Below are 26,291 nucleotides of genomic sequence, written 5' to 3'. Positions count from 1 at the left end.
AAATCGGCATGAATACGCAAGCGATCGAAGCGCTCGCTCATGAGGGGCGGCGGTTCCCACCGTCGCCCGAGTTCGCGGCGCAGGCCAATGCCAAGCCCGGCATCTACGAGGAAGCCGAGCGCGATTACCTCGCCTACTGGGCTTCGTGGGCGCGCAAACTCGAATGGATGAAGCCGTTCAACCAGGTTCTTGAGTGGAACGAGCCGTTCGCGCGCTGGTTCGCCGACGGCGAACTCAACGCGAGCGTCAATTGTTTGGATCGCCACGTGCGCGCCGGCAAGGGCGCGAAAATCGCTTATTACTACGAAGGGGAACCGGGCGATCGCTGGACGATCACGTACCAGCAGTTGCTCGACGACGTCTGCCGCTTCGCAAACGGCCTGCGCAAGCTCGGCATCAAGAAGGGCGATCGCGTCGCCATCTACATGCCGATGATTCCGGAACTGCCGGTGGCGATTCTGGCTTGCGCGCGCATCGGAGCCGCGCACTCGGTGATCTTCGGCGGTTTCTCGCCGGATTCCATCATCGACCGCGTGAACGACGCCGAGTGCGTCGCGCTCATCACCGCCGATTTCGGATGGCGACGCGGCAACAAGGTGCCGCTCAAAGCCAACTGCGATATCGCGATGGCGCAGACGCCTTCGATCAAGCACTGCATCGTTGCCAAGCGCGTCGGTGATGCGGTCGAGATGAAGGACGGGCGCGACCATTGGTGGAGCGACCTCGTCGACGGCTTGTCGACCACGTGCGAGCCAGAGCGCATGAATGCCGAGGACTTGCTCTTCTTGCTCTACACGAGCGGCACGACGGCCAAACCCAAAGGCATCAAACACACGACCGGCGGTTACCTCACGCAGGCGGTGGCGACGCATAGCCTCGTCTTCGATCTGAAGCCCGAAAACGATATCTACTGGTGTGCTGCGGATATCGGCTGGGTGACCGGGCATACCTACATCGTATACGGACCGTTGGCCAACGGCGCGACCAGCGTCATCTACGAAGGCACACCCGATTTCCCCGATAAGGATCGGTTGTGGGCGATTATCGAGCGTTATAAGGTCTCGATTCTCTACACCGCTCCCACGGCGATTCGCAGCTTCATGAAATGGGGCGACGCGTACCCGAAGAAGCACGACCTTTCGTCGCTACGCTTGCTCGGATCCGTCGGCGAACCCATTAATCCCGCGGCATGGATGTGGTATCGCGACACGATCGGCGGAGGCCGCACGCCGGTCGTCGATACGTGGTGGCAAACCGAAACCGGCGGCATCATGATCTCGCCGCTCCCCGGAATCACCACCACCATGCCGGGAAGCGCGACACAACCATTACCGGGCATCAGCGCCGATATCGTGAACGATCAGGGCGAATCGGTGCCGCTCGGCGGCGGCGGATATATCGTTCTCAAACGTCCGTGGCCCGGGATGCTGCGCGGCATCTGGGGCGACGACGAGCGTTACGTGCAGACGTATTGGTCGAAGTTCCCGGGAATGTATCTGGCCGGTGACGGCTGCAATCGCGATGCCGAAGGCAACTTCTGGTTCATGGGCCGCATCGACGACGTGATGAACGTGAGCGGGCATCGCATCTCCACCACGGAGATCGAAAGCGCTCTGGTAGGTCATCCCAAAGTAGCCGAAGCCGCCGTGTGCGGAAAACTCGACGAGATGACCGGGCAAGCGATCTACGCGTTCGTTTCGCTACGCGGATCGAATCCGGGGTCGCCCGAACTAGCCGACGAGCTACGAGAGTTCGTGGGCGAGAAGCTCGGCAAATTCACCCGCCCGAAGTACATCACGTTCACACAAGAGCTCCCCAAGACGCGTAGCGGCAAAATCATGCGCCGTCTGCTGCGCGATATCGCCGAAGGCCGAACGCTCGGCGACACCACCACGCTCGCCGATTCGGCGGTCGTCAAAGAACTCCAAGACCGCGCTAAATTGGAAAGCGGCGAAGAGTAGCGGCAACGTCACTCAACGCAACAAAAAAAGCCGGAGCGGCCATCGCCGCCCCGGCTTTTTTTGGACGGGTGCGTCTAGATCGGTCGCGACGGGGTGACGCGTCCGGCGAGGATATCTCGGACGGGGATCGGCGGATAATCGACGCTCTCGTAGAGGCTGTTCTGCCACGCGAGCGCGATCAGATTGCGATACATCGTGGCGCCGCGCGCGAGTTGTTCGTCGGTAAACGCTACGGCGCGCGCCGACCCGCGCTGAAAATCGCCGCTACCGTAGAGCGCGTAGAGCGGATCGACCGCGCTCGCGGTACCTTGCAAATAGTTTCCGACCATCGCCGCGATCTCGCCTTGCGAGAGCAGATGCCCCGGCGCTCCAGCCGAATACGCCGGAATTCGCGCGGCGACCGCTCCCGCTTTCGCATAGCGATCCACGAACGTGCTCTCGAAGTACGAATGGATGTGCTTGCGCGTATAGCCGTGCGGATTCGGATAACGGCCCCAGCCGTTGTAGTGAATCGTGATGTGCAACGGTTGGCTGCCGTCGGCGACGAAGTGGCCCCAATCGCCGAGATCGCGCAACGTCAGCGTCTCGCGCAGCGCTCGCGCGGCGGAGAATCGCTGCCGCGCAGATGCCGTATGCGCATGTTGTGCCATGTATGCATCGACGCGCCAATATGCGAAATCTTTGCGCACCCGCTCGAATCCATCCATGATCGTGTACGGCACGTAGCCGACGCGATACGGCGTCGTGCGCGCGTTGGCCAGCGCATCGGCGAACGCCGCCATGCTATCGGGTAGCGCGTTCAAACGCACGACCCCCGCGACGCTGCCGTCGTCGCCGACATCCAGAAAGTGGCCGGCATCGTGATCGGCATCCCATGACTCACCGGCGCCCTTGATGTTATCTTCCTCGGGGCCGAGGGCGGCAATTTCCGCGATTGCGGCGGGCGAGCGGACGAAGGCGGGGAGCGACGCGGGCAGCTTCTCCGCGGCGAGGCGGCTGATGAGGGTGTGGCCGGCCGTGCCCCAGGCTAATGCGGCCGCCGGGCTCAGAGACACCGCTGCAATCAATGCGAGGGTGAGCGCGATCACCTGCGCGCGCGCACCGATCGAACGATGGATCATGCAAAAAACTCCGTTAGTTGATCGAGGTGTTCGATCCGCGTCGCCGGCGGCAACGCGGCCAGAATGGTGGCGCCGTAGCGCGTCGATGCGGCACGTCCATCGAGGAGTGCCACCACGCCACGGTCGTTCATGCTGCGAATCAATCGTCCAAAGCCCTGTTTGAGACGCACCGTAGCGGCCGGAATCATATAGTGCTCGAACCCGTCGAGGCCCCGGCCTTCCAGCGCCTTGATGCGCGCCGCGACGAGCGGCTCCGTAGGCGAAGGGAACGGCAGGCGATCGATGATGACGCACGAGAGCGCCTCACCGACCACATCGATGCCTTCCCAGAAGGTGCCGGTGGCGAAGAGTACGGCGTTGGGCGTTCTGCGGAACCAGTCGAGCAGATGCGCGCGCGGCATTTCGCCCTGCAGCTTGATGGGGAACGGCACGCGTTCGCGTACGAGCGCGTAGACTTCACGCAAGCGTGCGTACGAGGTAAAGAGCACGAACGCGCGGCCGCGCGTGCGGTCGAGGCACTCTTCGACGATCGGCGCGGCGCGGCGCGAAAAATCGTGCGATTTCGGGTTGAGCTGGGCTGGCGCGATGTAGAGCCGCGCCTGCTTTGCGTAATCGAACGGCGAAGGGGCGACGAATTCTTGCGCGTCGTCGATGCCGAGCGAGCGTTTGAGGAAATCGAACGAGCCGCCCGCAATCGAAATCGTGGCGCTGGTCAGCACAACGCTTTGCGTGCGCGCAAAGAGCGACGCGCGCAGAAAATCCGCGACATCGTACGGCGCGCTGTTGACTTCGTAGCGGGCGTCGCCGTCGCCGCGCTCGACCCACGCGATCGCTTCTTCTTCGGGCGCGTGCGCTCGGTCGATCGTCGCTTCGTGGGCGAGGACGCCGCGCAAGGCGAGATCGCGCCGTCGCTCCGCCTCCGCATCGTTCTCCGGCTTCTTCTTGAGCGCGTCGTGCCAGTTGGCATAGACCCAGTTCTCGAGCTTGTAGAGCGTTTCGCGCAAGCGTTCGAGCGCCGGCCATGCAGACTCGTTCGCACGCAGGGGATAGCGCTCGCCCGGGACGCTCGCCAGCGCCGATTCGAGGCCGCGCAACCCATCGTCAAACTCGCTATCGAACATCGCCGGCAAGTGATAGGTGCGGTGCATCTTGCGCAGCATGCGGGTGAGCGAGCTGCGCGAGAGCGTCGCGGTGAGCGCATCGGTCGCCCAACGCTCGGCTTGATGCGCTTCGTCCAGCACCGCGACATCGTATGGCGGCAGCAGCCCACCGCCCATCGCGAGATCGAGAAAAAACAGCGCGTGGTTGACGACGACGAGATCGGCGTACTTCGCCTCGTCGCGCTTCTTAAAGAAATGACACTCGCGAAAGCGCTCGCAGAACTCGCCGACGCAATCGTCGGCATCCGCATCGAGTTGCTCCCACTCATCGCCGGTGGGCAGGAACGGCAGTTCCGCGCGATCGCCGTTTTGGGTGCGCCCCGCCCACTCCCAGATCTCTTGCATCGAACGGGACGGCGCGACCAATCGATCGGCGCGCATGCGTTCGAACTTCTGCCGGCAGAGATAATGGCTGCGCCCCTTGAGGAGCGTGACGCGCAAGGGGATGCCCAGAGCCTCGCGCACGAGCGGAATGTCCTTATGGACGAGTTGTTCTTGCAGCGCAATCGTGCCGGTAGAGAGCACGACTTTTTTGCCGCTGCGGATCGCCGGCACGAGGTAGGCCAGCGATTTGCCGACGCCCGTGCCGGCTTCGACGATCGTGTGCATGCCTTCGAGGATGCCGCGCTCGACGAGCTGCGCCATTTGCACCTGCCCGAGGCGCGCCTCGAAGCCCGGCAATGCGGTCGCGATCGGCCCTCCCGGCGCGAAGACGCTCTCGATGGTTGCGGGCATTACAGCGAGTGCGGCCGCTCGCCCGGTGACTGGACTTCAGATTCCAGATACGCGCCGGTATTCGCATCGACCACCCGCGCGCGAATGGGTTTGGGCGGGAAGTAGATGAGCGCCGTCACGATAAAGCCGGAAATCAAGCCCCCCACGTGCGCCTGCCACGAAATCGACGGCACCGTAAACGTAATGATGAGATTCAGTACTAAGATCCCGATGTTCGCCTTCACCAGTTCCATGCCGCGCGGACCGAGCTTGAACCCGATTGCGAAGAGCGCTCCGAAGAGGCCGAAGATCGCGCCGCTCGCGCCGACCGTCGGAACCAGCGGCGGGCTGAAATACACGACGCACAACCCCGAGGCAACCAACGCGACGAGATAGACGACAAGCATGCGCACGCGGCCGATCGCCGCTTCGATGAAGCGCCCGAGGATCCACAGCGAGATCATGTTCACGCCGATGTGCAAGAGGCTGCCGTGTAAAAACGCACCGGTGACGATGCGCCACCACTGGCCGTCTTGCAATACCGCCGCGGGGAAAAGCGACCCCGCCTGCAACACCGCCATGATGTTGCCGCCGCCCGAGAGCAGGCCCGGCCCGGCAACCGAGAGTTCCCAGAAGAACGCGAGCACGTTGAGCAGCACCAGAATACGCGTCATCATGCCTTCACCGCGATCATGCTGGCTAATTCGAGCGAGATGGCGTGGCGCGCGCCGTCGATTTCAATCGTGATCGGCCCGCCGAGCGGGGCCTTGTGCGCGATGTGCAAATCGACGCCCGGACGAATGCCGATCTCGCCGAGATAGCGCAGCATTTCAGGCAGCTCTTCGGTCACGGAAACAACGCGCACGCGCGCTCCATCGGAGACTTGCGCGAGCGGCTCGCCGAGGCGCTCCGGATCGCTCAAGTCTTTCGGCGGAATCGGCTGGCCATGCGGGCACGTCTTCGGGTCTTTGAGCAGCTTCATCAATTGCGCTTCGACCCGGTCGGAGATGGCATGTTCGAGCATGCAGGCCTCTTCGTGCACTTCATCCCACGGCATGCCCAGGACGTCGGTCAGCAAACACTCCGCAATCCGATGGCGGCGCAGCACGCGCACGGCAACCTCAAGCCCCTTGCGCGTCAGTGCGACCTCGCCGCGCGCGACGTGTTCGACGAAGCCGTCCTTGCCGAGTTTCTTGAGCATGCCCGAAACCGAGGCGGGCGCAACGCCCAGCGCTGAGGCCAGGCCGGAGGTCGTAACCCCGGGCCCCTCGCGCTCGAGCCGGTAGACGGCTTCGAGATACTCCTCGATCGATTCGGCGAAATGACTATGTCCGGACATTCTGCTCCAACTTCTCGCGCACGGGGCCGAGTTCCGTGCGAACGCGCTCCCGCAAGGCATGCTTATCCGCATCGGCCAGAAAGGTTGCGTCGACCGCCTGTGCGATGAAGCGCCGCAGGGCCGGTACGCCCAGGCTCCGCGCCACCATAGCGTATTCACGCGAGATCGAGGTTTCGAAAAGCGTCGGATCGTCGGCGTCGATGGTGATGTGGGCCCCCTGGCGGTCCAGTTCCGCGAGCGGGTGCTCCGCATCGCGCTCGACCGCACCGGTCAAGGCGTTCGAGGTGGGGCAAATTTCCAACGGGATCCTCCGCTCGCACAGCAGTTCGACGACCGCCGAATCCTCGATGGCGCGCACGCCGTGCCCGATGCGCTCGGCGCCCAAAATCTCGACCGCGGCCCGAACGCTGTGCGCGCCCGCCGCTTCGCCCGCATGTGCGACCGTATGTAAGCCCAGCGCGCGCGCCTGAGCGAAGACGTCGGCGAAGAGTTCCGCCGGAAAGCGCGCCTCGTCACCGCCCAAGCCGATCCCGATGACGTCGAGATCGCCGAGCGTTGCCGCGAGTTGCATGGTTTGGCCCGCACTCTTCACGCCGAAGTTGCGCGTCACGTCGGCGATCAACGCGAACGCCGCGCCGTGCGCCCGCGCCGCTCGCAATTCCTGAGCGACGGCCGCGACGGCGTCGCGCAGATCGAGCTCCGGGTGGAAGAATCGCCACACGGACGGCGAGATGAAGAGTTCGCCGTAGACGACGTTTTGGGCCAGCGCATCGGCCACGAACTCGCGCGCCAGCCGCGCGTAGTCGTCGGGCGTACGGAGCGCGCGGCTGACCGCCGCGAAGGTGAGCAAGAACTCGCGAAAATCCGCGAAGCGATAGACCTCGGCCGGGTCGGTCGGACCCGCTGCCTGCTCGCCAGCCCCCTCGCCCGGCCGGTACCGCGTCGAAAGGCCGTCGCGCTCGACCAGCTCCAGAAAAGTGGCAGCCTGCAACGAGCCCTCCAGATGGCAATGCAAGTGCACCTTGGGGGCCCGTGCGACAAAGGTATCCACGTCGTCGCTCACCGGATCACCCTTCGAGAAAGGAACCCGAACCGCCCGCGTCGCATTATGATCCTTCGCCCATCGCGGGGTGGAGCAGTCCGGTAGCTCGTCGGGCTCATAACCCGAAGGTCGCAAGTTCAAATCTTGCCCCCGCAACCAATTCAGGTCCGACACGGAAATGTTGTCGGACCTGTTTTTATTTTGACCTGAGGTGGCATCTTACGCAGCTGATAACTGTGAGAGTTGGTTGATTTTGAACTCTTCCGCAAACTCCCTTGGTGTTCGGTAGCCAAGAGCCGAGTGCGGTCGAACGTCGTTGTAGTCTCGTTGCCAATCTGCGGCCCTTCGCCGGGCTTCGAAGATCGTCGTGAATTGATGCATATTGAAGAGTTCATCGCGAATCTTCCCGTTAAGCGATTCGATGTTAGCATTTTGCGTCGGCTTGCCGGGCTCGATGAAATGCAGATGTATATCTCGCTCGGAACCCCAGCGGAGCATGGCATGGCTCGTGAACTCGGATCCGTTGTCGAACCGAAGTGTTTCCGGGAAGCCGCGCTCGAACGCGATTTCCTCAAGCTTTCGGATTACGTCGTGGCTGCCGAACGAATACCCAATCTCCAACGCGAGGCATTCCCGCGTGAAGTCATCAACGATGTTCATCGAACGGATGTTCCGATGGTTGCCGATTCGGTCGTGCATGAAATCAATCGACCAACGCTCGTTTGGTCGGCTGACCGGCGCGATGCTATTGCCTCGAACGTAGTTCACCTTGCGCTTACGCCGAGGCCGTACTTGCAGGCCAAGCTCGCGGTAGATACGTCGAAAACGATGCTCCCCGACGCGGATGCCTCGACGACGGAGCATGATGATCAGACGTCGCCATCCCCACCGCGGGCGCTCGTGCGCAAGATCGTTGATCGGCTGTGCGATCGCCGTATCGTCTTTCGGTTTCCGCGGATAGTACAACGTTCGTCGGCATTGCCCAACGATTGCACAAGCACGCACTTTCGAAAGACCGCGCTCTTCCAACGCCCTCACGGTTTCTTTCCGCTGCGAGGGCCCCATCCGTTTTTTGAGATCAGGTCTCGCACGGCGTCGACTTCGAGCGTGAGTCGGGCGATGATCCGATCTTTCTTTGCGCTCTCTTCTTCGAGCTGCTTGAGCCGAGTCAGGTCGCTCGTTTCCATGCCGGCGTACCGATCTCGCCAAAGCCGGATGGTGTTTGCATGAATGCCGTTTTGTCGCGCAAGCTCTGCTGCGGGAACGCCCGCGTCAAGTTCTTTGAGGACGGCTACGATCTGCGCCTCGGTGAAGCGACTTTTCTTCACGTGAATCTCCTTGGGCTAAAGGCCCGGGATTCACAGTTTCAACTTGAGCAACTTTGCCACCTCAGGTCAATTTCCCGGCGTAGTTGTTGGACCTGTCGATGTTAGTTGTTGGATCAGTTTACAATGGACATTGGTCGGATTAATCGACGTGCCTAGTTGGGTATTGCATTGCGCAAGTCGGGACCGCTATTGTAAGGATGCCCTCAGGCCTCGCCTGACGGGACGCCCGTAGTCCTTCAACGGCTGAGTCGGGCCCGCCACCTCGATTCTGGCGGCAGATCGGACTCCGCGGTATTTAGTAACGCGAGCGGAGCGCAATTTACGGAAGCTGAGATGGCCCCCTATGAACAAACCGTTTTAATGACCTTAATCCACGTTAAGAGATGTTCGACGGACTCTTCGGCGTCGATTCCCTGCAAGAATTCGATGTTCTTAACAAGGCTCTCGATCCGTTCCCCTGGCGTCAACGACTGCATCTTGCTTATTTCGTCGTGTCTCGCAAACAGAAAATGATAGCGACATAGCGCGTACGCACGCGGCATAAACTTTCCCTGATCGCTTGCCTCTGCAAACTGTGCGAAACGCGTAACGTCCTGCTCATCATCAAATAGGCCGGAGCAGATTACGCAATCGCATACGTTTGCAAGGTAAGCAGATGCCGAAAGCCCACCTAATACCAACTCAGCTCCGCGAACGTTCATACTGACATGCGCCGGCTTCATATAGTACCGCGGTGGCGGCTGACCACCACCCACGACCGGTGTAAATGACTTGTTCTCGCCGTAGACCAGCCCATGCGCAAAGCCTGTGAGACCGATGCATTGAGCAAGGCATGAGAAAAAGCCGCCAAATAGATTTACTACTGCCACGCCTTGGTCACTCAGGTAACGGACGAGATCACAGTAAAGCTTGAGGTCGGCTTCTTCAGCTTGGTCCTCATCAAAAGACTCTATCCACAGGAACAGCGTCTTGGGCTTCAGGGCGCAGTAGCGATCGGCGACGACCTTCCAAGCATCATTTCTCAATGCGCTAAGCTCAACAGCAATCACACCGGCGCATTGCGCATCGGATTTTAGAGCTGATTCCAAACACTTGAGGTTTATCTCGAGCCAGCTCATTGATTTTCGCAACGGAAAATACGGTGCCAGAAGCCACTTTGGCACGAACACAGCCGGATCTGCATTGGCCATATTGACAAGCTCCTCACCAGGACCAGTGAGAATTGTTTTTTGATAGTCCAACACACGCAGCGTGAACTCATCTACTGAAACGTCAGCCTCGGCTAGAGCTCTCTCACCCAAGAACGGTGCGCTCGAGAAGTAGCGTCCAGCCAAACCTGCAAATGATCGTTTGACCCGGACTTGCTGAGTCTTGCCCTTGCTCTTACTCATAAGATATTTTGGGTTAAGGCTGAACGCATGGGTAAAGGGATCAATCAAGAACGGCTTGCCAAGCCGATAGGCCAGGGCTGCACATGCGCCCGGCGTCGCCTCCACAAGGTTGGCGTTGAAAATTAGCGCATCGTAGAGCGGCCGCGCCTTCTGGAATATCTCAGCCTCGCTGTGAATCCCGATCCGCAAAAAATGCGTGAACTCAGCACTCACCGAAATGCCGCAATTCTTTGGATACTAGCGTGATGTAGCGCGTTACGCATCGTGGATTCGGGAGCCGCGATAATTTGCGCGGAGGGCCATTCTGGAGGTGGTCCTATCGTTATGAGCCCAATACCTTCGGCCTCGCAGCGATTCTTAATTGGATCAGTGAGCTTGACTGAGGGGATTACTAGATAGACCTCGTCACAGCACAGGCGATATATCTTAGTTTGCTTCATTGCTCTCTTCCAAGAACTAAGCTTAACTTCGAAGCCAAGAATCCTATTGCCCTTAGACGCCACGACGTCAAAGCGTGAGTTTCCAAACAAAACTTCCTCGCGAACCTGATAGCCCTGCATGTGCAAATGCGCGGCAAGCGCCCGTTGAAGAAAGACTTCAGGAAGGTAGTGTTGCATCGGCACCCAAGCTCCTCGTATGTAGCTGTCGCACGGCTTGCAAACATCCTTCGGCCAGGGCGAACGACAGAATCGCTACGCTAACGACGACGGCGCCAGCCATGGCAATGGGCACCAAAGCGCGCTCCCAATCTCGTATCAGCGCTGCCGCAGTAACAAGGACCATTACCACGCCCAGCATTGAAGTCCATTTGGCAATCTCGCAGAACAGCCTTGCGTAAACAAAAGCGGCGCGGCAGGTTCGAACGCGGCTAAAACATCGCATCACATACCGAGTCTTGTCGTATGCGAACGCTTCAATATCCAACGTATGGGAGGCATAGTTGGATTGCGGGTCACTAAGGTCTCTGCCGATCCATTGAAGACGAACCATCGCGGCGTTCAAGTTCTTACTCTCAACCACTCCAAGTTTTTCAGCGTAGTCTTTGTCGCTATCCAAAACCTTCTTAGCCTGCGTCAAGATAAGCAGCATGAAGGCAACAATCGCACCCATTCCGATGCTGAGTAACGTTAAGGTGGACTGTGTAACGGTCACGCTTGGATTCGGCTAGCGCAATCGGAGTTCTTCAAGTATCGTGGAATCGGCCGCGCTCTCGGGGTACCTACGATACACGTCCCTCAGCAAATCGCGCAGCGGCATCCTGTTATATCGACGCTTCACTTGCTCAATCTCATGCATTATCTTCAACCGCTCAGCGTTAGTGCCAAATGCCATGACCGCAGGCTTTACCGCGTCTTCGCCTCTCGGAGATAGAGCATACTTCCGCGTTTCGTAGCGCTCCGGCAACTCTTCCGAAACGCCACCCATCAGATAGTCGAAGGACAAATCGGCCTCATAAAGCTCGGGGCGCTCCTGGAACGCGAGCGCATTTTCGTCAGGTCCCTGCATTGCGACAAGCTCCTGAAAGGAAAGATCCGGTTGTGGAACTTCGTCGCTTAGCGGGCTCCCTCGGAGCCACCCCATGTTCTCAAGGAATGCAAGATCGTCGTATACTTTGGCGTCATACGGGCCAAACGCATATGGCTCAAACTCAAGCTTGGCTAGCTTCCTGAAAGCATCGTGTTCCTTGTCCAGAAGGAACAGCATTTTCGTTAGGCGTGTACGTCCCTCAACAGCCTCGTTGCTTTGGCCAGACGCCCCCTTCGCGTAAAGAAGCAGCATCAGCGCCAATCGCCGACCGGTAATCAATCCTCCTGGCTGCATAAAGTGCTCCTCGACTGCACGAACGTATGTTCGCGTGCTGTTAGTATAGCATGTTCGCGCCTACACTATCTGGTGCATCCATCCGCCTGCCTATGCTATATACGGAATGAGGCCCTTCCTCGATCCCCAAAGGGGGATTCGCCTCCGTCCCGGCGCCTCCGTCTATCTCGCCCGAATTTCAGAGGAGCCCCGCGACGATTCGACCGGCACCAGCATCTGCTCGCCTTGCGCGCCGTTCGGAGGAGTTGGCTTTCAGGAAGCGCTCAGGTACAGACAGAGCATGTGCCTAGCATGCCAAACGACAGACAGACGGACTGCACGGGAACGACAAACTAGTGCTGGACATCGGCCGAACGCTAACCTGGAGCCCCCTTCGAGTCTTTTTTCTTGCTTCGCGCGATCTGAACTCGACGGCGTAAATACGCGAAATCGAAGTGCTTCGCGCCGCCGTATGATTTCGGAACAACATTTGCCCACTGGAGAGCGTAGGGGACTAGCTCGTGACTCTGCTTCGCGATTGCGTCCAAGCAAAGGCGTGCAACCATCTGCCTCTCAATACGCTGAAGATCGTCGCCATATAGCTCCGGGAGGGGGAGCCAGTTATAAAACGGGCGGCATCGATCAAATACAAAGATATCTAAGCACATCTCTCTCTTCCGCGCTCGATATGCATATCGACGATGCCTTTCAACATTTGCGTGATGTGGCTCACCGAGCTGGTTAACTGCCGTCTCGATCCATAATGGCAGCGTCGGGGAGTCAGCAAACAGTGCGACATCCCTATCGGGCAGCGCGCGCGCTACATTTTGGATCGCCAAAAACAGTTTCTCTGATAAGGTGTCAAGATATCCCTCAGCAGCGCAACGCAGGAGGTCCCCCCACTCTACAGCCTCACGCCGGCTGATATTTCCAGGGAGTTTTGCCTCGTACATGCGGCACCATCGCTGCCCCACCAACCCTTCAGGCTGCTGCTGGCAGAGATCAAGCCACCATGAAAGTGGCGCGCTTTCCGGCGACAGCATCCGAAATCCAGACCTATCCCGGTCCTCCCTGGGAGGTATGCCGACCATCGCGCTCAACGCCGTGTGTATGTCGTTGAATCGATGAAGCTCCTCTGCGATAACGTCGCCCTTAGCGAAAATGCGATGTCTCAGCGCGGCTTGCTTTAGCGTTCGCAAGAATGGTTGAACCGCTGCAGCATAGGCTATCGGGTACCCCGTTGAAAACGCTGAGTACAAATCGCGGATGCCTGCTTCTGCCAACTGATCGCAGAACTCGAAAGGCGTGTCTGCCCGCGGACCAGCTCCGTCGGTGTAGCGCTCGAACTTTCGGTCGAATGAGTTATCTCGGTCACACGCATCCTCGGTCAACGCGGCTGGCACCGATGGCATGGCGGCGACAAACGATGCTAGAAATTCAGCGATTCCTTGCCCCTCGTCAGGAAAGCATGAATTGACAACAACAACTGAGAGATCCGAGAGCGCCTGACAGTCAAAAAGAGAATGTAGGGCTTCGAAATGCTTCTTATCCAGGCTGAACAACGGCGCGGTAAAGTCCAAGTAGACAACGTCGAACTTTACCGGGGCCATTTCGAAAAACGCATGCGCCTTAAACGGAACAATTTTGAGTTCAGGGAAGGACCGGCGCGCTTCCTCAAGCGCCTTGGTCGATGTATCGCGGTCTGCCTCAATCGCCCAGACATTTTGGATGCGAACTCCGAGATTAACTAAACAATCTAGATCGTTGCGGGGGTTTGGACCGCACAGATACGCGATCTTCAAATCTCTTGGTAAGCGGGTGCCATACTCGCTGCTCGCATAGCTTCTCCACCGCTTGAGTACACCGGGGAACGCAGTTCCCTTCCCGAAGGCGCCGGGATACTGCTTTGCAAGATATGCGCCTGCTTCGGCCATAAAGCCGTCGGCGATAACTCGAGAAGACGCGCGCGACGAAGTCAGTAAGTCAACCGCTCGATTCCAAATAATTCGTCGGGCGGCGCGCTTCTCGGGTCGGCTATACATCGTAAGCCCCAGTCAGACAGGGTCGGCTTTCGCGCTTTATCATATATCGCCAGCACTAAATAAGAGCAGATTTCTCCGTGCTAAGACCCAAGCGGCTGCCCATCGAAGATCGTGTCCCGCGGCGTGGTGTATGAACCGGCCGCCGCTCTAGGATAGAAAGCGGCCACCGTGGCTTTCGGCGAAGGTTGTTTTTGCAGAAAACTACCGTCGAAAGGACCCACGATGACCAAGGCTAGTATGGCACTTACGGAGCTCGCTGAAAAGGGCCCCGACCTGGATATGCTGCGCGAGATGCTCGAATTCGCGACGCAGCGCCTGATGGAATTCGAGGTAGAGAACCGCTGCGGAGCGCCCTACGGCGAGCGGGGCGTACCGCGCGCGAACTCCCGCAACGGCTATCGCGATCGAACCTGGGAAACGCGGGCCGGCTCGATCGATCTCAAGATTCCCAAGCTGCGGCAAGGCAGCTATTTCCCGGGCTTCCTGGAGCCGCGTCGGACAGCCGAGAAAGCGCTGGTCGCGGTCATCCAAGAAGCGTACATCCAGGGGATCTCCACGCGCTCGGTCGACGATCTGGTCAAGGCCATGGGCATGACCGGTATTTCCAAGAGCCAAGTCTCCCGACTGTGCGCTGATATCGATGAGCGCGTGCATGCGTTTTTGGATCGGCCGATCGAAGGCGACTGGCCTTACGTCTGGATCGACGCGACGTACGTGAAGGTTCGCTCTGCTGGTCGCATCGTTTCCGTTGCGGTAATAATTGCCGTTGGCGTAAACACCGATGGAATAAGAGAAATTCTTGGCATGGCCGTTGGCCCGAGCGAAGCCGAGCCGTTCTGGACCGACTTTCTGCGCAGCTTAAGCCGCCGGGGATTACGCGGCGTCAAGCTCGTCATCTCCGACGCGCACATCGGGCTCAAAGCGGCGATCGCTAAGGTATTCAAGGCCAGCTGGCAACGCTGCCGCGTGCACTTCATGCGTAACGCCTTGGCATACGCCGGCAAAGGCCAGCGGCAGATGGTACTCGCGCTGATCAACACCGTCTTTGCGCAGGAAAGCGCAGAGGCTGCCAGCGCACAGTGGCGCATCGTCGCCGACCAACTACGCGAGAAGTTCCCCAAGCTCTCCGCGATGCTCGACGATGCAGAATCCGAAGTCCTGGCCTATATGCAATTCCCCAAAGCACATCGCGTTCAGATCGCCTCGACGAACCCACTGGAACGATTGAACGCCGAAATAAAACGTCGCACCAATGTTGTGGGGATCTTTCCAAACGATCCGGCCATCGTCCGCCTTGTCGGCGCTCTGCTCCTCGAACAAAACGACGAATGGCAACTGCAGCGGCGCTACATGCAACTCGAAGGACTTCAGACCGTCAGCGACAACACCTTGCATCGCATCTCAGCCGTCGTAACCGGCTAGGCGCGAACCCGCCGATGGCCACGGTTCATACACCACGCGCCGGGGCACGATCCCATCGAATTTAGCTTCTCGCGCCTCGCGCTCGAAACGATGCGTGAGCATGAACTCTCGTACACTCGTCTTGCACATCATCGTAACATAAATCCATAGATACCCGTTTGGCATCTCAGCAACGCTTTTCGCATATGCCGCAAGATCTTCACTTAATACGGTCGCTACTCGGATATCCGTAATCTGCGACCGACGTGGCACGTCAACAGGCACCAGACTTGAGAACATCGCCGTTGGTTGACCGAACCAGGCTTCGACAGAGATGCGATCGATTCTAAGGTCCAAGCTACTTTGATTCACCAGGGTAAACCAGAGTGAGAGCACCTTTGGGTTTCCGGAAACGTGTAGCGGGGCCTGACTCCGTAAGGACAGGCTTATCTGCGAGCCTAGTTTTTCGACCGTAAAGACACGTCGTGCGATGAACTTCGGCACCCATTTGGCCATAAATGAGCCGCCTTCGATCGCAAGTGACACAATTTCCATAGAACCGTTCTCCTTGCAATCACCACGTACGACCAGATGAGCAGAACTCCGCCAGGCAGCGAGTCGGAGGAACCCGACCGTAGTCCACACGGCCCATACCGGGCCGCGAGTTTCAGCAACCCCAACGTCGAATTCTAGGCAAATGCAAGGCCTTACGGCAAGGGTAAATGACCAGCAATTCACCTGCGACTCAGCTAGGGCCGTGGCGGAGGAACAGACTCGGGAAGGCATGATAGTCGCTACACGAGACGCTCGATACAAGAAATCGCTTCATCGAGGACCATACTACGACGCTCGCGCCATGGCAAAGAATGGCTATGTATTTCTTTCTGATTTCTTGCCCGAATGCACTACCCAAGTGGCAGCGGCCCAGCTTGGCATTACCATCCACATGGCGCCGCTACTCCCGGGATACGCAACCGTGCAGGATCTTCGCCCTTCGCATGTTTAGCTCACAACATGGTGGTAGCACCATGGCTGGAGCCTCCACCCGAACGGCCTGCGCGACGATCACGACGCTTCTGTCGTCAGCACCGCGCGTGGGTGTCATGTGCGAAACATGCTTCGCGCTCACGGAGGTTATCGTACCGGCTACGGTATTTCGTTTGCAGCGATACCGAGCCCACGGGTTTGCGACACGTGCGCCCCGCTCGCTCAAGGCGACTTCGCATGAGCGGCGGTTTACAGCACTTTTCGCGCGGCGGAATAGATCAAGGGCACCCGCGCATACCGTCACGGCAACGCGTAGCCAATATGCCGTGGCGCCATGTCGCAAGGTCGCTTCCTAGTGCATTACAGGACGACGGGATCATTATAATTGAATTGCGGGCTCCGTTCATGCAACACGATAGCGTCTTTCACATTAATCGGCCACTCCTCTAGGCAGCTGATACGCCCCTCCTTCAGTTTCGTCCCTAGCGTTTCCGCACTAAAATATTGCGACAGCAGGATGGAAGCAGCATCGGAATAGACGTGATGCAGTGCCATCGATGTCAATAAGTCGAGCCATGTGTTTGTGAGATACTCCACCTGCTCGAGCGCGGGGATAACTATTATATCGTCCACGTATGCGTCGTGGACTATGCTATTTCTAATCTGATAGATAACCGCAAGACTCTCGGTTAGATTGGTACGCACTCGCTCGACGACAGATGCGGTTCGCCTGTCAAACTCAAAGAACTCTGAGGCACAATCGATCAGTCTCAGAACATTGCCCGAGCATACAGATCTCTTCAGCATAGGGAAACTTTGAACAATCTTATCGACACTCGTTCCCCCCATGATTTGTTCGCGAAGCGACCCGTCGCGAAATCTAAATCTAGAGCGTGATATGGGCAAGGGGCCCCTGTATGGCGGGCGCGAGGCAAAAACAATCCGGCTTACAAGATGTGAACAGATTGTGTGTGGAAGCCTCAGCAGGAACGGTGATGCGAGGAAATTGCCCATCCGGTCCGTCAGAGTACTGCCCTTGCTCGGCGGCTGAATCCGCAACACGTCCGCCTCATCGCAAATTCGCTCAAGAATTGTCCAATATGAAAGGAACTTCTCAATACGGCTATGGGAATCACGAGCGCGTTTTGCGTGTGACCAGATAATCTCAAGAAGATCTCTGATAACACATTCTCTAAAAGAGGCGTAAAACGAGTGATACTGCCGCTCCACGTTGCGGTCCAAATTAACGCCAGAAACGAAGTGATGCGGCTCAAACAGTCGCACCAGCTCACTTCTAGACGGATCTGATCGCATAAAGGCAAGGCTGATCGAAACTGGCGAGCGATGGACCGGGTGCAGGTTCTGTAGCCGATCGAGAACATCCTCAATCTTCTTACGCGCTCTTCTGCGCGCAACGGCTGCATTGGGGGCCGACATGCGGACCTCAACATGCACACTTTCCTCGTCATCTCCGTAGAACATCTCCGGGTTCTTGCCATCATGATTGACCGCAAACCTAGACTGCGCCGCCGGATGATAAAAGCGGCAATCGTCCAGCGTCATTTCATCGCTGAGCTCGGCACCATTAATGCCGAAAACAAACGGATAGGCCTTATCTGCTCCAAAAAGTTCACTTCTTAAAGCGTCTAACCGAGAATCAAAAGTCGGCGTTGGATCGGCTTCTCGTGCAGGGTACATCGATTCACGGTTTTTCGGAGCTAGAGAATCAAAGGCACGAAGTACAAGGTCCTGAGCTTCTCGGTCGGTATAGCCCATACATAGGAGTTCAGCAGCCGTCAGCCGACCGAGCTGGCAGACTTGTTCAACGGACACCCCCGCGGCGACATCGACCTTCGTCTGAGCAATAATCGCACTGAGGTACTCGCCAGCCTCAAAACGGGTCCTTGCCTCTAGCGCAAGCTTAGAAGCAAGTAACGAAAACGGTTCCCCGGCGAGGCCACTCAGATCGGCGAACAAAGGATAAATTGACGTGGCTCGCAGAATGCGATCCGAGCTCACGTGTGTCGTCATGCGCTTAAACAACGCAGCTGTTGATGGCGCAGACTTGTAACGCGGGTCACTTACCTTCGAAGAAATCCGCCGGATCAGTACGTGTGGCGATTCGAGTGGGTCAAAAGGATCGAGAACGGAGCCCTTCGTTTAGTGCGTCAATGACTGTGTCGACCCATGCGGACGAGAGCTCAGGATGGGCGGAGTCTCGTATGCACGATTCGTCAGCGTACGAGAAAATCAAAAAGGCATTGTCGTAGAGCGGATGGCAGTTCATTGCGACGACAGCTCCCTAAGTAAAAGACCTCGGATGATCTTTATACCAGGTTGCTTTGGCGGCCTGTCCCCGAGCAGATGCGTACTCGGGCGTCCTGCGCTCCAATCCGTTTTGGAACACCTTTATCGCCTAGCAAGGCGGCCGTCGTACTAGGAGCGCCGAACTCCGTGGAATCTCATTATTTTCGGTATTTGGCCCAACCATTCGATTTCTATCTCAGCAAAAGCTAGCGGGCAGGCGCCTTCCTCAACTTCGATGGGCCTAATGGATCATCGATACGTCTCAAATGAACGAAAAGCGTGTTTTTATGCGCCCCCGCGAACTTGCCCAATAGCGTGCTTGAGGGACGTGAATTGGACCAAACAACGCCGCCGAGGCAGATAGGGGAGATGCAAACCCTGGCCACTACCGGGGCCAGAGAATGGTTCGACGAAACCCTTGCGCCTCAGACGAAACCCTTGCGCCTCAAAAGAGGAACCGCACTGATGGAGACGCCACGCCCAGACCTAATCGACGATTTTCTTGACTCGTACAAGAAATCATACGATTTCTGGAAAACGGTAGCAGACGAATGTGCCGATCGTTGCAGAGCGATACTTGACACAAACGGAATACGCGCCATCGTTACCGATCGCGCCAAAGATCCTGAACGCCTAAAGCAAAAAATCGAAAACCGTACTAAGACGTACGTTTCACGGAACGACATCGAGCAGGATATAGCTGACCTCGCCGGCGTCCGCGTTGCGCTCTATTATCCCGGTGACCTAGACGCGACAGCCGCGTTGTTTCACTTGCACTTTGACAACGTGCGTGTCAAAGAATTCCCTTTGAAGGGCGTACCGAGCCCACGCCGTTTTTTGGGCTATCGCGCCACTCATCTAAGGGTTCAGTTGAAACCAGACTCTCTGGACGACCGGTACGCCGCCGTCTCGATCGAGGTTCAAATTGCCTCGCTCTTCATGCATGCGTGGGCCGAAGTCGATCATGATCTCTTATATAAGCCGCTATACGGGACGCCGTCGCCCGAAGAAATTGCGGCTCTCGATGAGCTTAACGGTCTAAGCCTTATCGCAGAACTTGCTCTAGAGCGGTTACAGAAGCTTACAGTAGGTCGCCGAGAATCTGAAATTATACCCTTTGCGAATCCATTTGCCCTCGCCTCATTTATCCACGACTACCTTGCAGTCAAGTTCCCGAAAAAGCAGATATCGATGAATCTTATAAAGGAGCTACACGCCTTTCTACGCCTCATAAGGAAGGACACACCGGCCGCAGTTAAGGCTCTACTCGATGACCTCGACATTGAGCCGGATTTCTATGTACCACAGCAAATCGAAGACTCTCTCGTCTTCGGCAGCCTTGCAGCATACGATAAACTTGGAGAAGCCCGTGGAGCGGTATGGTCCTTTCGGCCCTTTCAGCTAGGCGCTCATGACCTAGAGGGGTATGGGCGTACGAAACACCGCTTTATCGTCTCGTGGATAGCATTGCAACAAGCGACCTATCAAAAGCTAGGCCAAAAACCCATTAACAAGGTACAATGGGAAAACGCGCGCCAAAGGCTACTCAAGTTCCATCAGATTCCGTTTCTCGCTGACCAACTAATATTTCATGAATCCTACGAGGAGTTTAGAAAAGTCTTTCATTCCCTTGTTGGGGCAGACGTCTCGCAGACTCTGCCTGCGTTGCACGACGCAGTCAAAGCGATAACGGCAACGCTAGACGACGTGCCCGCGGCAACAGTCGCCACCATACTTGAGCATGCGTAGGTCATAAACGCAGGGTAGATGCTGCCTTGGCGCTTATGGGTCTAGACGGCAACCTGCGCTTTGCCCGTTCCGCGTCAGCTTGTTGAGCGACGAACGGGCATGTTTTACGATCGCGCGAGGATCAGTGCTGTGCGGTAGCGGAGGCGTAGCGCGCTCTCATGGTTCGCGCTCCCTCGGCGAGGGCGTGAAGTTTCCCATAGGCGGCGCTGCGTGCCATGGGGGCCATGCCGCAGTTCGTCGTTGCGACGATCGATTCCGGAGGCAGATATTCGAGCGCAGTTTCGATCGTTCGTGCGACGTCTTCCGGCCGTTCGATCTCGTCGGAGGCGACGTCGATGACGCCGACCGCGACGGATTTCGTCTTGAGATGCGCGAGCACGTGCGGAGGGACGCGCGACCCGGCAAGCTCGATCGCTACTTGGTCGACGGTGCTGCGCGCCAACATCGGAAGCACGATGTCGTACTGATCCCAATGAGTGCCGAGCGAATGTTTCCAGTCGATGTTCGCTTGAATCCCGTAACCGTAGCAAACGTGGACGGCCGTCTTGCACGGCACGTCGCGAATGCAGGCGTCAAGGGCGTCGATACCCCACTGGTCAACCTCTTCGAAAAACACGTTAAACGCCGGCTCGTCGAGCTGAACGACGTCGACACCGAGCGCACAGAGATCGAGAATCTCATCGCGAATCACCTCTGCGAAGGCGAACGCGAGATCGCGCCGCGAGCCATAGAATCCGTCGTACAGGGTATCCACAATCGTCATCGGCCCGGGAATGGTGACCTTCAACGTTCGGTCGGTCACGCCGCGCGCGAAACCCACCTCTGCCGCGTGCACGCTGTTCTTGCGGCGAATTGGAGCGACGACGCTCGGGCAATCGGCTTCATAGCGATCGGCGCGGATGCCGCGCCGCACCTTTTTCGCAAAGTCGACTCCTTCGACACCGGCGACGAACCCATGGACGAAGTGTGCGCGAGATTGTTCACCGTCGGTCACGACGTCGATCCCCGCGCGCTCCTGTTCGAATAGCGCAATCCTTGTCGCGTCGCGCATCGCCTCGGCCAGGGCGTCCCCGCTCTGGCGCCATTGCGGCCAGAGGCGCTCCGTCTCGGCAAGCCAAGACGGTTTTGGGAGGCTACCGGCGATCGTCGTTGGAAAGAGCATTTTCTTAGGGTACTACTACAGGCTTTCGCCTCCTTCGTCTTTCATTTACGTCGCGTATTGGGCTTCGCCGTTGCCGAAGGACCAGTTCTCTTTCTTCACCTCGACTAGGCTGATGAAGACGTCCTCGCGGCGGAGTTTGAGGCGTTCGTGGAGAGTGTCGGCGACGGCTTTGTAGAACGCGCGCTTGAGCTCGACGGTGCGTCCTTCGTTGAGCGTGAGTTGTATGACGATCGCGGCGTCGCTGCGTTGGACGCCGAGATACGTTGGGTCGATCACGAGATCGGCTTTGGCATGTTCGGCGATCACCAGGAAGCGATCGTCCTTGGGCACGTTGAGCGTCTCGGTCATCGCGGTGTACACCACATCACCGACGGCGCTGCGGTACTCGGGCGATGAACCGGCGGGGAGATCGATTCGAACCAGTGGCATAGCTTCTCCTTATGCGATATACGCGTTCGGTGTCGCTCCTCGGTATCAATCGCCTGCTATGTCGGGGAGTCTACGGGGCGCGAATTGGCAAAGACACCCATGGCGTGGAAGCCCGAGTCGACAAAATGCACTTCCGCCGTCACGGCACCCGAAAGATCCGAGGCGAGATAGACGGCCGTCTTACCGACATCCTCCGGCGTCACGTTCCGGCGCAACGGCGATTCTGCAGCCACCATATCGAGAATGTATCGCAGTCCATGGACCTGGCGCGAACTCGCCGTTGAAATCGGCCCGGCCGAAATGGCATTGACGCGGATTCCGCGCGGGCCAAGATCGTACGCGAGATAGCGCACGATCGCTTCCAGCGCGGCTTTCGCGATGCCGGCCAGGTTGTAATTCGGCACGATCGCCGTCGAACCGAGATACGTTAACGCCATGATGCTGGCGCCGTCGGCAAAAAGATCGACGAACGCGTTCGAGAGCGCGATCAGTGAATACGATGAGATGTCGAGCGCTAGCGCAAACCCGTCGCGCGAAGTCGTGTATACCTTACCCTGCAGATCTTCTTTACGAGTATAGGCGATGGAATGGACCAGCACGTCGAGGTGGCCGTAGTCTCGGCGCACGGCTGCGGCCAAATCGGCAAGAGCTTCGTCCGAACTTACGTCGCACGGGTAGCAGTGCGCTCCCCCAAGTTCCGCGGCAAGTTTTTCGACCTCGTCGCGAACGCGTTCACCCTGATAGATGAAACAGAGTCGAGCCCCGTGCGCGTGTAAGGCTCGCGCGATACCGGTAGCAATCGACCATCGATTGGCGACGCCGGTGACCAGTGCGATCTTGCCATCTAAAAGTCCCACAACGATTCACCATGCTCCGATTTAGCGAGTTAGGTTGGAAATGACGTCGGCTGCAGTATACGTGAGCTGACCGGGCGGTAAGAAGCGCACGATCTCCGTCAGATCGTCTCCGGCGGTAACGAGGCCCGCTTCGGGATTGCCGTCCTTGCGCATCTGCGGCAGCCCTACCGTTGCAAGCAGCGCGTTGCAGATGCACTTGCGTCCAACCGCGTTCTCGATGGCTCCGCCCTTAGCGGCATAGGCTTTAGCCGGTTCGCTCGCGCAGCGAAAAGCAATCTTGCCCGAAGGCGTCTTGTAGGCTTCGCGGAGATATCCGAGGTCGCACACGCGCTCGCGCTCCGCATACATTTCGTCTTGCGATAGGGTGCCTTCGAGGCTTGCGACTTTGAACGGGAACCCCGTCGGCGAAGCCAGCGGATCGGTCCAGACCTTCGCTTCGCGCGCGGCGGCTTTCTCTATCAGCGCGCGCTTGTAGTCGTCCCGTAGCGAGGATTCAGCGCAAAAGGCGAACGCGGTTCCGATCTGTACGCCTTGTGCTCCCGCAGCTAACGCCTCGCGTAATTTCTCCCGGGAAGCATATCCGCCCGCGAGCCAGAACGGCAGATTCAAAGCGCGCATTTTTTCCAGGTCCACGATGTCGCGCTCCCCGTACACGACATCACCGGCTTCGTTGATTTGGAGTTTCCCGCGCGGCGGAGCGTTATGTCCGCCTGCGCTGGGGCCTTCAACGATAAAACCGTCGACACGTCCCTGTGTTTTTTTCACCATCGTCGTCGCCAACGTATTCGACGCAACGATGGCGAGAAACGCGGGACGTTGTAACGGGGGAAGATCGCATTCCATGAATTCGCGCGGGGCAAACCGCAGGGTGGTGTCGTCGCCCTCTTGCGCCCCGATAACGGTCAACGGATATGTGGCGGGCTCGTGATCGATAAACCGATCGATCGCGTCGGGAATCTTTATGGGAATGCCGGCGCCCATGAGGACGTAGCCGACGCCCGCAAGCATCGCGCCGTACAGCGATGGGAGATGCGGTAGTTGAGACTTTTCGAGGTAGTTGATGCCGACGGGATTGCCGTGCCCTTCGCGAGCCAGGAAGACTTCGACGAAGTTGGCGATCATGCAGAGCATCTGCATCGCAGGGCGGTTTTGCTTCACCCACATCGGCAGCGTCTTGTAGGGCTGGTTCGGCGCTCTGCCGCCGGGATTGTAATAGGTCTTCCACACGCGTTCGACCATGCGTTGAAAGGGAAAGCGCTCTACGCCGCGCCGCATATGCCCGCCCGGGTCGCCGTCTTGCAGGCGCCGGGCAAAAATCTGGTCGAGCGCCGCCCCGGAAACGACCCCGAGCTGGCCCAGGCCGGAAACGGCGCCGGCTAGCCGCCAGCTAGAGACGCCCACGCCCATGCCGCCCTGGATGATCGTCGGAGCGCCGTTCATAGGCGTAGTATCACACGGCGCGATGGCCTTCGGGCACGCCTTCTCATGCAGCTAGGGGTCGGAGGCTTGGGCGCTCTAGCCAAAAACCGCTATTTCAGCGATTCAACATAGGTCGCGACGTCCAGCACGTCTTTATTGCTCAAGGTGTCCGGATAGAGCTTTGGCATGGGGGAGACCGGGTTTTTAATCCATGCGATCGCCTGATCGAGATTTTTCCGCGACGCCTCGTTCTCCAAGGACGGCCCCATGCCGCCTTGCCCCGTCGCGCCATGGCAGCTCGAACAATTTTGCATGTAGAGTTGCTTGCCGTGTGCCGGATCGCCGACGACGGCAACGACAGCCGGGGCCGCAGTTGCCGGCGCCCGAGTCGCTACAGCAATGGCGGGCGCGCTCGTTTTGCGGACCGGTGCAACGACGGTTTTCGGGTTCACCGGCTTGGCCGTTTTGGCGGGAAGAACCGGCCCGGCGATGATGCTCCGGGTCGGTGCAGGCGCGGCTTTTTTGGTGGGCGCAGGCGCGGCCTTTTTGGCGGGCACAGGCACAGCCGTATGCCGCGGCGAGGCGGTTATCTCGGCAACGGCCTTGGCACTCGCGCTGGGGGCGGCCGTGGCCTGCGTGGTCGATGCCGGCTTCGAGCATCCGGTGATGGCGAGAACGCCCAGCGTCGCCGCCGCGAGCAGGCCGGTAATCCGTATGCGCATGGTTTCTCTCACTATCTGTAGCTGTCGTGCTTCCGCCGCGCAATCGTGAAGCGACGAACTAGCTCCCTTCGACAGCCGAGGAACCGAGCCTCGCTACTTTAGGATGCCGAGTTCGTGTCCGACGGTTTGGAATGCGGCGAGCGCTTTGTCCATCTCCGATTCCGTGAGCTTGGCGCTGAGCTGCGTGCGAATCCGCGCCGTGCCCTCGGGAACGACCGGGAAGCCGAAGCCGGTCACAAAAATCCCGCGCTTGAGCAGCCGGTCGCTCATTTGGATCGCAAACGCGGTGTCGCCGACGATGATCGGCACGATCGCGCTTGGGCCCTCGAGCGGTTTGAAGCCGAGCCGCGCGAGGCCCGCGCGAAAGTACGCGATATTCGAACGGAGGCGATCCATCAGTTCGGGGTGCGCGTCGAGATAGTCGAGCGCGGCGAGCGAGCTACAGGCGACCGTTGCCGGGAGCGCGTTCGAAAAGAGCTGCGGTCGCGATTTTTGAATCAGCGTATCGATGAGCGCGTGGCTGCCGGCGACGAATCCGCCCGCCGCTCCGCCGAGCGCCTTGCCGAGCGTGCCCGTGATGATATCGATTTCACCGGTTAAACCGAAGTGCTCGATCGTTCCACGGCCGGTCTTCCCCATAACCCCGGTGCCGTGCGAATCGTCGACCACGCTCACGGCGCCGTATTTCTTACAGAGCGCCACGATCTCGGGAAGCTTCGCGAGCGAACCCTCCATCGAAAATACGCCGTCGGTCACCACCAGAATCGGCGCGCAGCCTTGCGCGTCTTTGAGCTTCTCTTCGAGCGAGGCCATGTCGCCGTGCTTGTAGACGGCACGCTTGGCCTTACTTGCCAAACGCACGCCGTCGATGATCGACGCGTGATTCAGCTCGTCGCTGATAATCGCCGAGCCTTCGCCGCAGATCGTCGCGAACAGCCCCGTGTTCGCGCTCCAACACGAGACGTACGTCAACGATGCCGGCGTCCCGAGAAACGCGGCAATCCGCTCCTCCAGCGTGCGATGGATGTCGAACGTTCCGCAGATAAAGCGCACCGATGCGGTGCCGGCGCCGTACGTATCCAGCCCGCGTTTACCGGCTTCGATCACTTCGGCTTGGTCGGAGAGGCCGAGGTAATTGTTGCTGGAGAGCACGATCACGTCGCCGGCTTCTTCCATGTGCACTTCGGGCGCCATGGGCGTCGTAATGTGGCGCAGATGTTTGTAGGTTCCCGCCGCTTTGAGCGCGTCGAGATCGGTTTGGAGGCGGGTTTCGAATGCCGTATTCACGATGCGATATCACCTTTGAGATCGAGAACGATTTTGGCCGCTTCGCCGCTGCGCATCAGTTCGAATGCACGAT

The 26,291-nt window shown here is 58.6% G+C and carries 22 protein-coding genes and 1 tRNA gene; 4 read left to right on the top strand and 19 right to left on the bottom strand.

Going from position 1 to position 26,291, the window contains the following annotated elements; all coding sequences use genetic code 11:
* Positions 1-8: 8 nt before the first annotated feature.
* Positions 9-1,961: an acetate--CoA ligase gene (gene acs / locus VMW12_05265; protein ID HUZ49137.1), complete on the top strand. Its 1,953-nt coding sequence runs from the start codon at positions 9-11 to the stop codon at positions 1,959-1,961.
* 74 nt (positions 1,962-2,035) lie between these two features.
* Here the strand turns inward: acs and VMW12_05260 are convergent, their stop codons facing one another.
* From VMW12_05260 to add, 5 genes are read right to left on the bottom strand one after another with little or no spacing between them, the layout of a single operon-like run.
* Positions 2,036-3,082: a S1/P1 Nuclease gene (locus tag VMW12_05260; GenBank protein ID HUZ49136.1), complete on the bottom strand. Its 1,047-nt coding sequence runs from the start codon at positions 3,080-3,082 to the stop codon at positions 2,036-2,038.
* On the bottom strand, positions 3,079-4,977 hold the full coding sequence (locus tag VMW12_05255) for an ATP-dependent DNA helicase (protein HUZ49135.1): 1,899 nt from the start codon (positions 4,975-4,977) through the stop codon (positions 3,079-3,081). Before VMW12_05255 ends, VMW12_05260 begins: the two co-directional genes overlap by 4 nt.
* The gene (locus VMW12_05250) at positions 4,977-5,633 is read right to left on the bottom strand and encodes a rhomboid family intramembrane serine protease (GenBank protein HUZ49134.1); all 657 of its coding nucleotides are present in this window, start codon (positions 5,631-5,633) and stop codon (positions 4,977-4,979) included. The genes VMW12_05255 and VMW12_05250 overlap by 1 nt, the downstream gene beginning before the upstream one ends.
* Positions 5,630-6,295: a metal-dependent transcriptional regulator gene (locus VMW12_05245; protein ID HUZ49133.1), complete on the bottom strand. Its 666-nt coding sequence runs from the start codon at positions 6,293-6,295 to the stop codon at positions 5,630-5,632. Before VMW12_05245 ends, VMW12_05250 begins: the two co-directional genes overlap by 4 nt.
* Positions 6,282-7,358 (bottom strand): adenosine deaminase, encoded by a 1,077-nt coding sequence (add, locus tag VMW12_05240; protein HUZ49132.1) that lies wholly within the window; start codon positions 7,356-7,358, stop codon positions 6,282-6,284. Before add ends, VMW12_05245 begins: the two co-directional genes overlap by 14 nt.
* Positions 7,359-7,419: 61 nt before the next feature.
* On the opposite strand from add, the gene VMW12_05235 reads away from it, so the two are divergent.
* Positions 7,420-7,496: transfer RNA gene (locus VMW12_05235), tRNA-Met, on the top strand.
* A 60-nt stretch (positions 7,497-7,556) separates the two neighbouring features.
* Here VMW12_05235 and VMW12_05230 read toward each other — a convergent pair.
* From VMW12_05230 to VMW12_05205, 6 genes are all read right to left on the bottom strand, one after another.
* Positions 7,557-8,366 carry an IS3 family transposase gene (locus VMW12_05230; protein HUZ49131.1) on the bottom strand — a complete coding sequence of 270 codons (810 nt, stop codon included), beginning with the start codon at positions 8,364-8,366 and terminating at the stop codon, positions 7,557-7,559.
* Between the two features lie 5 nt (positions 8,367-8,371).
* Entirely contained in the window at positions 8,372-8,665 is a 294-nt protein-coding gene (locus tag VMW12_05225; protein ID HUZ49130.1) for a transposase, read from the bottom strand.
* A 341-nt stretch (positions 8,666-9,006) separates the two neighbouring features.
* Complete coding sequence (locus VMW12_05220; GenBank protein ID HUZ49129.1) at positions 9,007-10,269, bottom strand: hypothetical protein; 1,263 nt, start codon at positions 10,267-10,269, stop codon at positions 9,007-9,009.
* Between the two features lie 384 nt (positions 10,270-10,653).
* Positions 10,654-11,208 (bottom strand): hypothetical protein, encoded by a 555-nt coding sequence (locus VMW12_05215; protein HUZ49128.1) that lies wholly within the window; start codon positions 11,206-11,208, stop codon positions 10,654-10,656.
* Between the two features lie 12 nt (positions 11,209-11,220).
* Positions 11,221-11,835 carry a hypothetical protein gene (locus VMW12_05210; protein ID HUZ49127.1) on the bottom strand — a complete coding sequence of 205 codons (615 nt, stop codon included), beginning with the start codon at positions 11,833-11,835 and terminating at the stop codon, positions 11,221-11,223.
* Between the two features lie 398 nt (positions 11,836-12,233).
* Positions 12,234-13,658 carry a hypothetical protein gene (locus VMW12_05205; GenBank protein HUZ49126.1) on the bottom strand — a complete coding sequence of 475 codons (1,425 nt, stop codon included), beginning with the start codon at positions 13,656-13,658 and terminating at the stop codon, positions 12,234-12,236.
* Between the two features lie 462 nt (positions 13,659-14,120).
* On the opposite strand from VMW12_05205, the gene VMW12_05200 reads away from it, so the two are divergent.
* Positions 14,121-15,320, top strand: coding sequence for an IS256 family transposase (locus VMW12_05200; protein HUZ49125.1), 1,200 nt, complete (start codon positions 14,121-14,123; stop codon positions 15,318-15,320).
* On the opposite strand, the gene VMW12_05195 is transcribed toward VMW12_05200, so the two are convergent.
* Entirely contained in the window at positions 15,300-15,854 is a 555-nt protein-coding gene (locus VMW12_05195; protein HUZ49124.1) for a hypothetical protein, read from the bottom strand. The two genes, VMW12_05200 and VMW12_05195, sit on opposite strands and share 21 nt — an antisense overlap.
* Positions 15,855-16,646: 792 nt before the next feature.
* Positions 16,647-18,329: a hypothetical protein gene (locus VMW12_05190; GenBank protein HUZ49123.1), complete on the bottom strand. Its 1,683-nt coding sequence runs from the start codon at positions 18,327-18,329 to the stop codon at positions 16,647-16,649.
* 579 nt (positions 18,330-18,908) lie between these two features.
* Here VMW12_05190 and VMW12_05185 point away from each other — a divergent pair.
* Positions 18,909-20,342, top strand: a complete 1,434-nt coding sequence (locus tag VMW12_05185; GenBank protein HUZ49122.1) for a hypothetical protein — start codon at positions 18,909-18,911, stop codon at positions 20,340-20,342.
* A 121-nt stretch (positions 20,343-20,463) separates the two neighbouring features.
* On the opposite strand, the gene VMW12_05180 is transcribed toward VMW12_05185, so the two are convergent.
* The 6 genes from VMW12_05180 to VMW12_05155 form a co-directional block, all read right to left on the bottom strand.
* Positions 20,464-21,504, bottom strand: a complete 1,041-nt coding sequence (locus tag VMW12_05180; GenBank protein ID HUZ49121.1) for a methionine synthase — start codon at positions 21,502-21,504, stop codon at positions 20,464-20,466.
* A 45-nt stretch (positions 21,505-21,549) separates the two neighbouring features.
* Positions 21,550-21,933, bottom strand: coding sequence for a tautomerase family protein (locus tag VMW12_05175; GenBank protein HUZ49120.1), 384 nt, complete (start codon positions 21,931-21,933; stop codon positions 21,550-21,552).
* A 56-nt stretch (positions 21,934-21,989) separates the two neighbouring features.
* A complete protein-coding gene (locus VMW12_05170; protein HUZ49119.1) occupies positions 21,990-22,790 on the bottom strand; it encodes an enoyl-ACP reductase in 801 nt (266 codons plus the stop codon).
* Positions 22,791-22,811: 21 nt separating this feature from the next.
* Complete coding sequence (locus VMW12_05165) at positions 22,812-24,230, bottom strand: nitronate monooxygenase (protein ID HUZ49118.1); 1,419 nt, start codon at positions 24,228-24,230, stop codon at positions 22,812-22,814.
* 89 nt (positions 24,231-24,319) lie between these two features.
* Positions 24,320-24,943 (bottom strand): cytochrome c, encoded by a 624-nt coding sequence (locus VMW12_05160; GenBank protein ID HUZ49117.1) that lies wholly within the window; start codon positions 24,941-24,943, stop codon positions 24,320-24,322.
* A gap of 81 nt (positions 24,944-25,024) precedes the next feature.
* A complete protein-coding gene (locus VMW12_05155; protein ID HUZ49116.1) occupies positions 25,025-26,218 on the bottom strand; it encodes a glycine C-acetyltransferase in 1,194 nt (397 codons plus the stop codon).
* Between the last annotated feature and the right edge of the window lie 73 nt (positions 26,219-26,291).

Source organism: Candidatus Dormiibacterota bacterium (genome assembly GCA_035532835.1).
Lineage (GTDB): Bacteria > Vulcanimicrobiota > Vulcanimicrobiia > Vulcanimicrobiales > Vulcanimicrobiaceae > DAHUXY01.
Note: the sequence above shows the minus strand (reverse complement) of the source record. Positions and strands in the feature narration are given on the sequence as shown.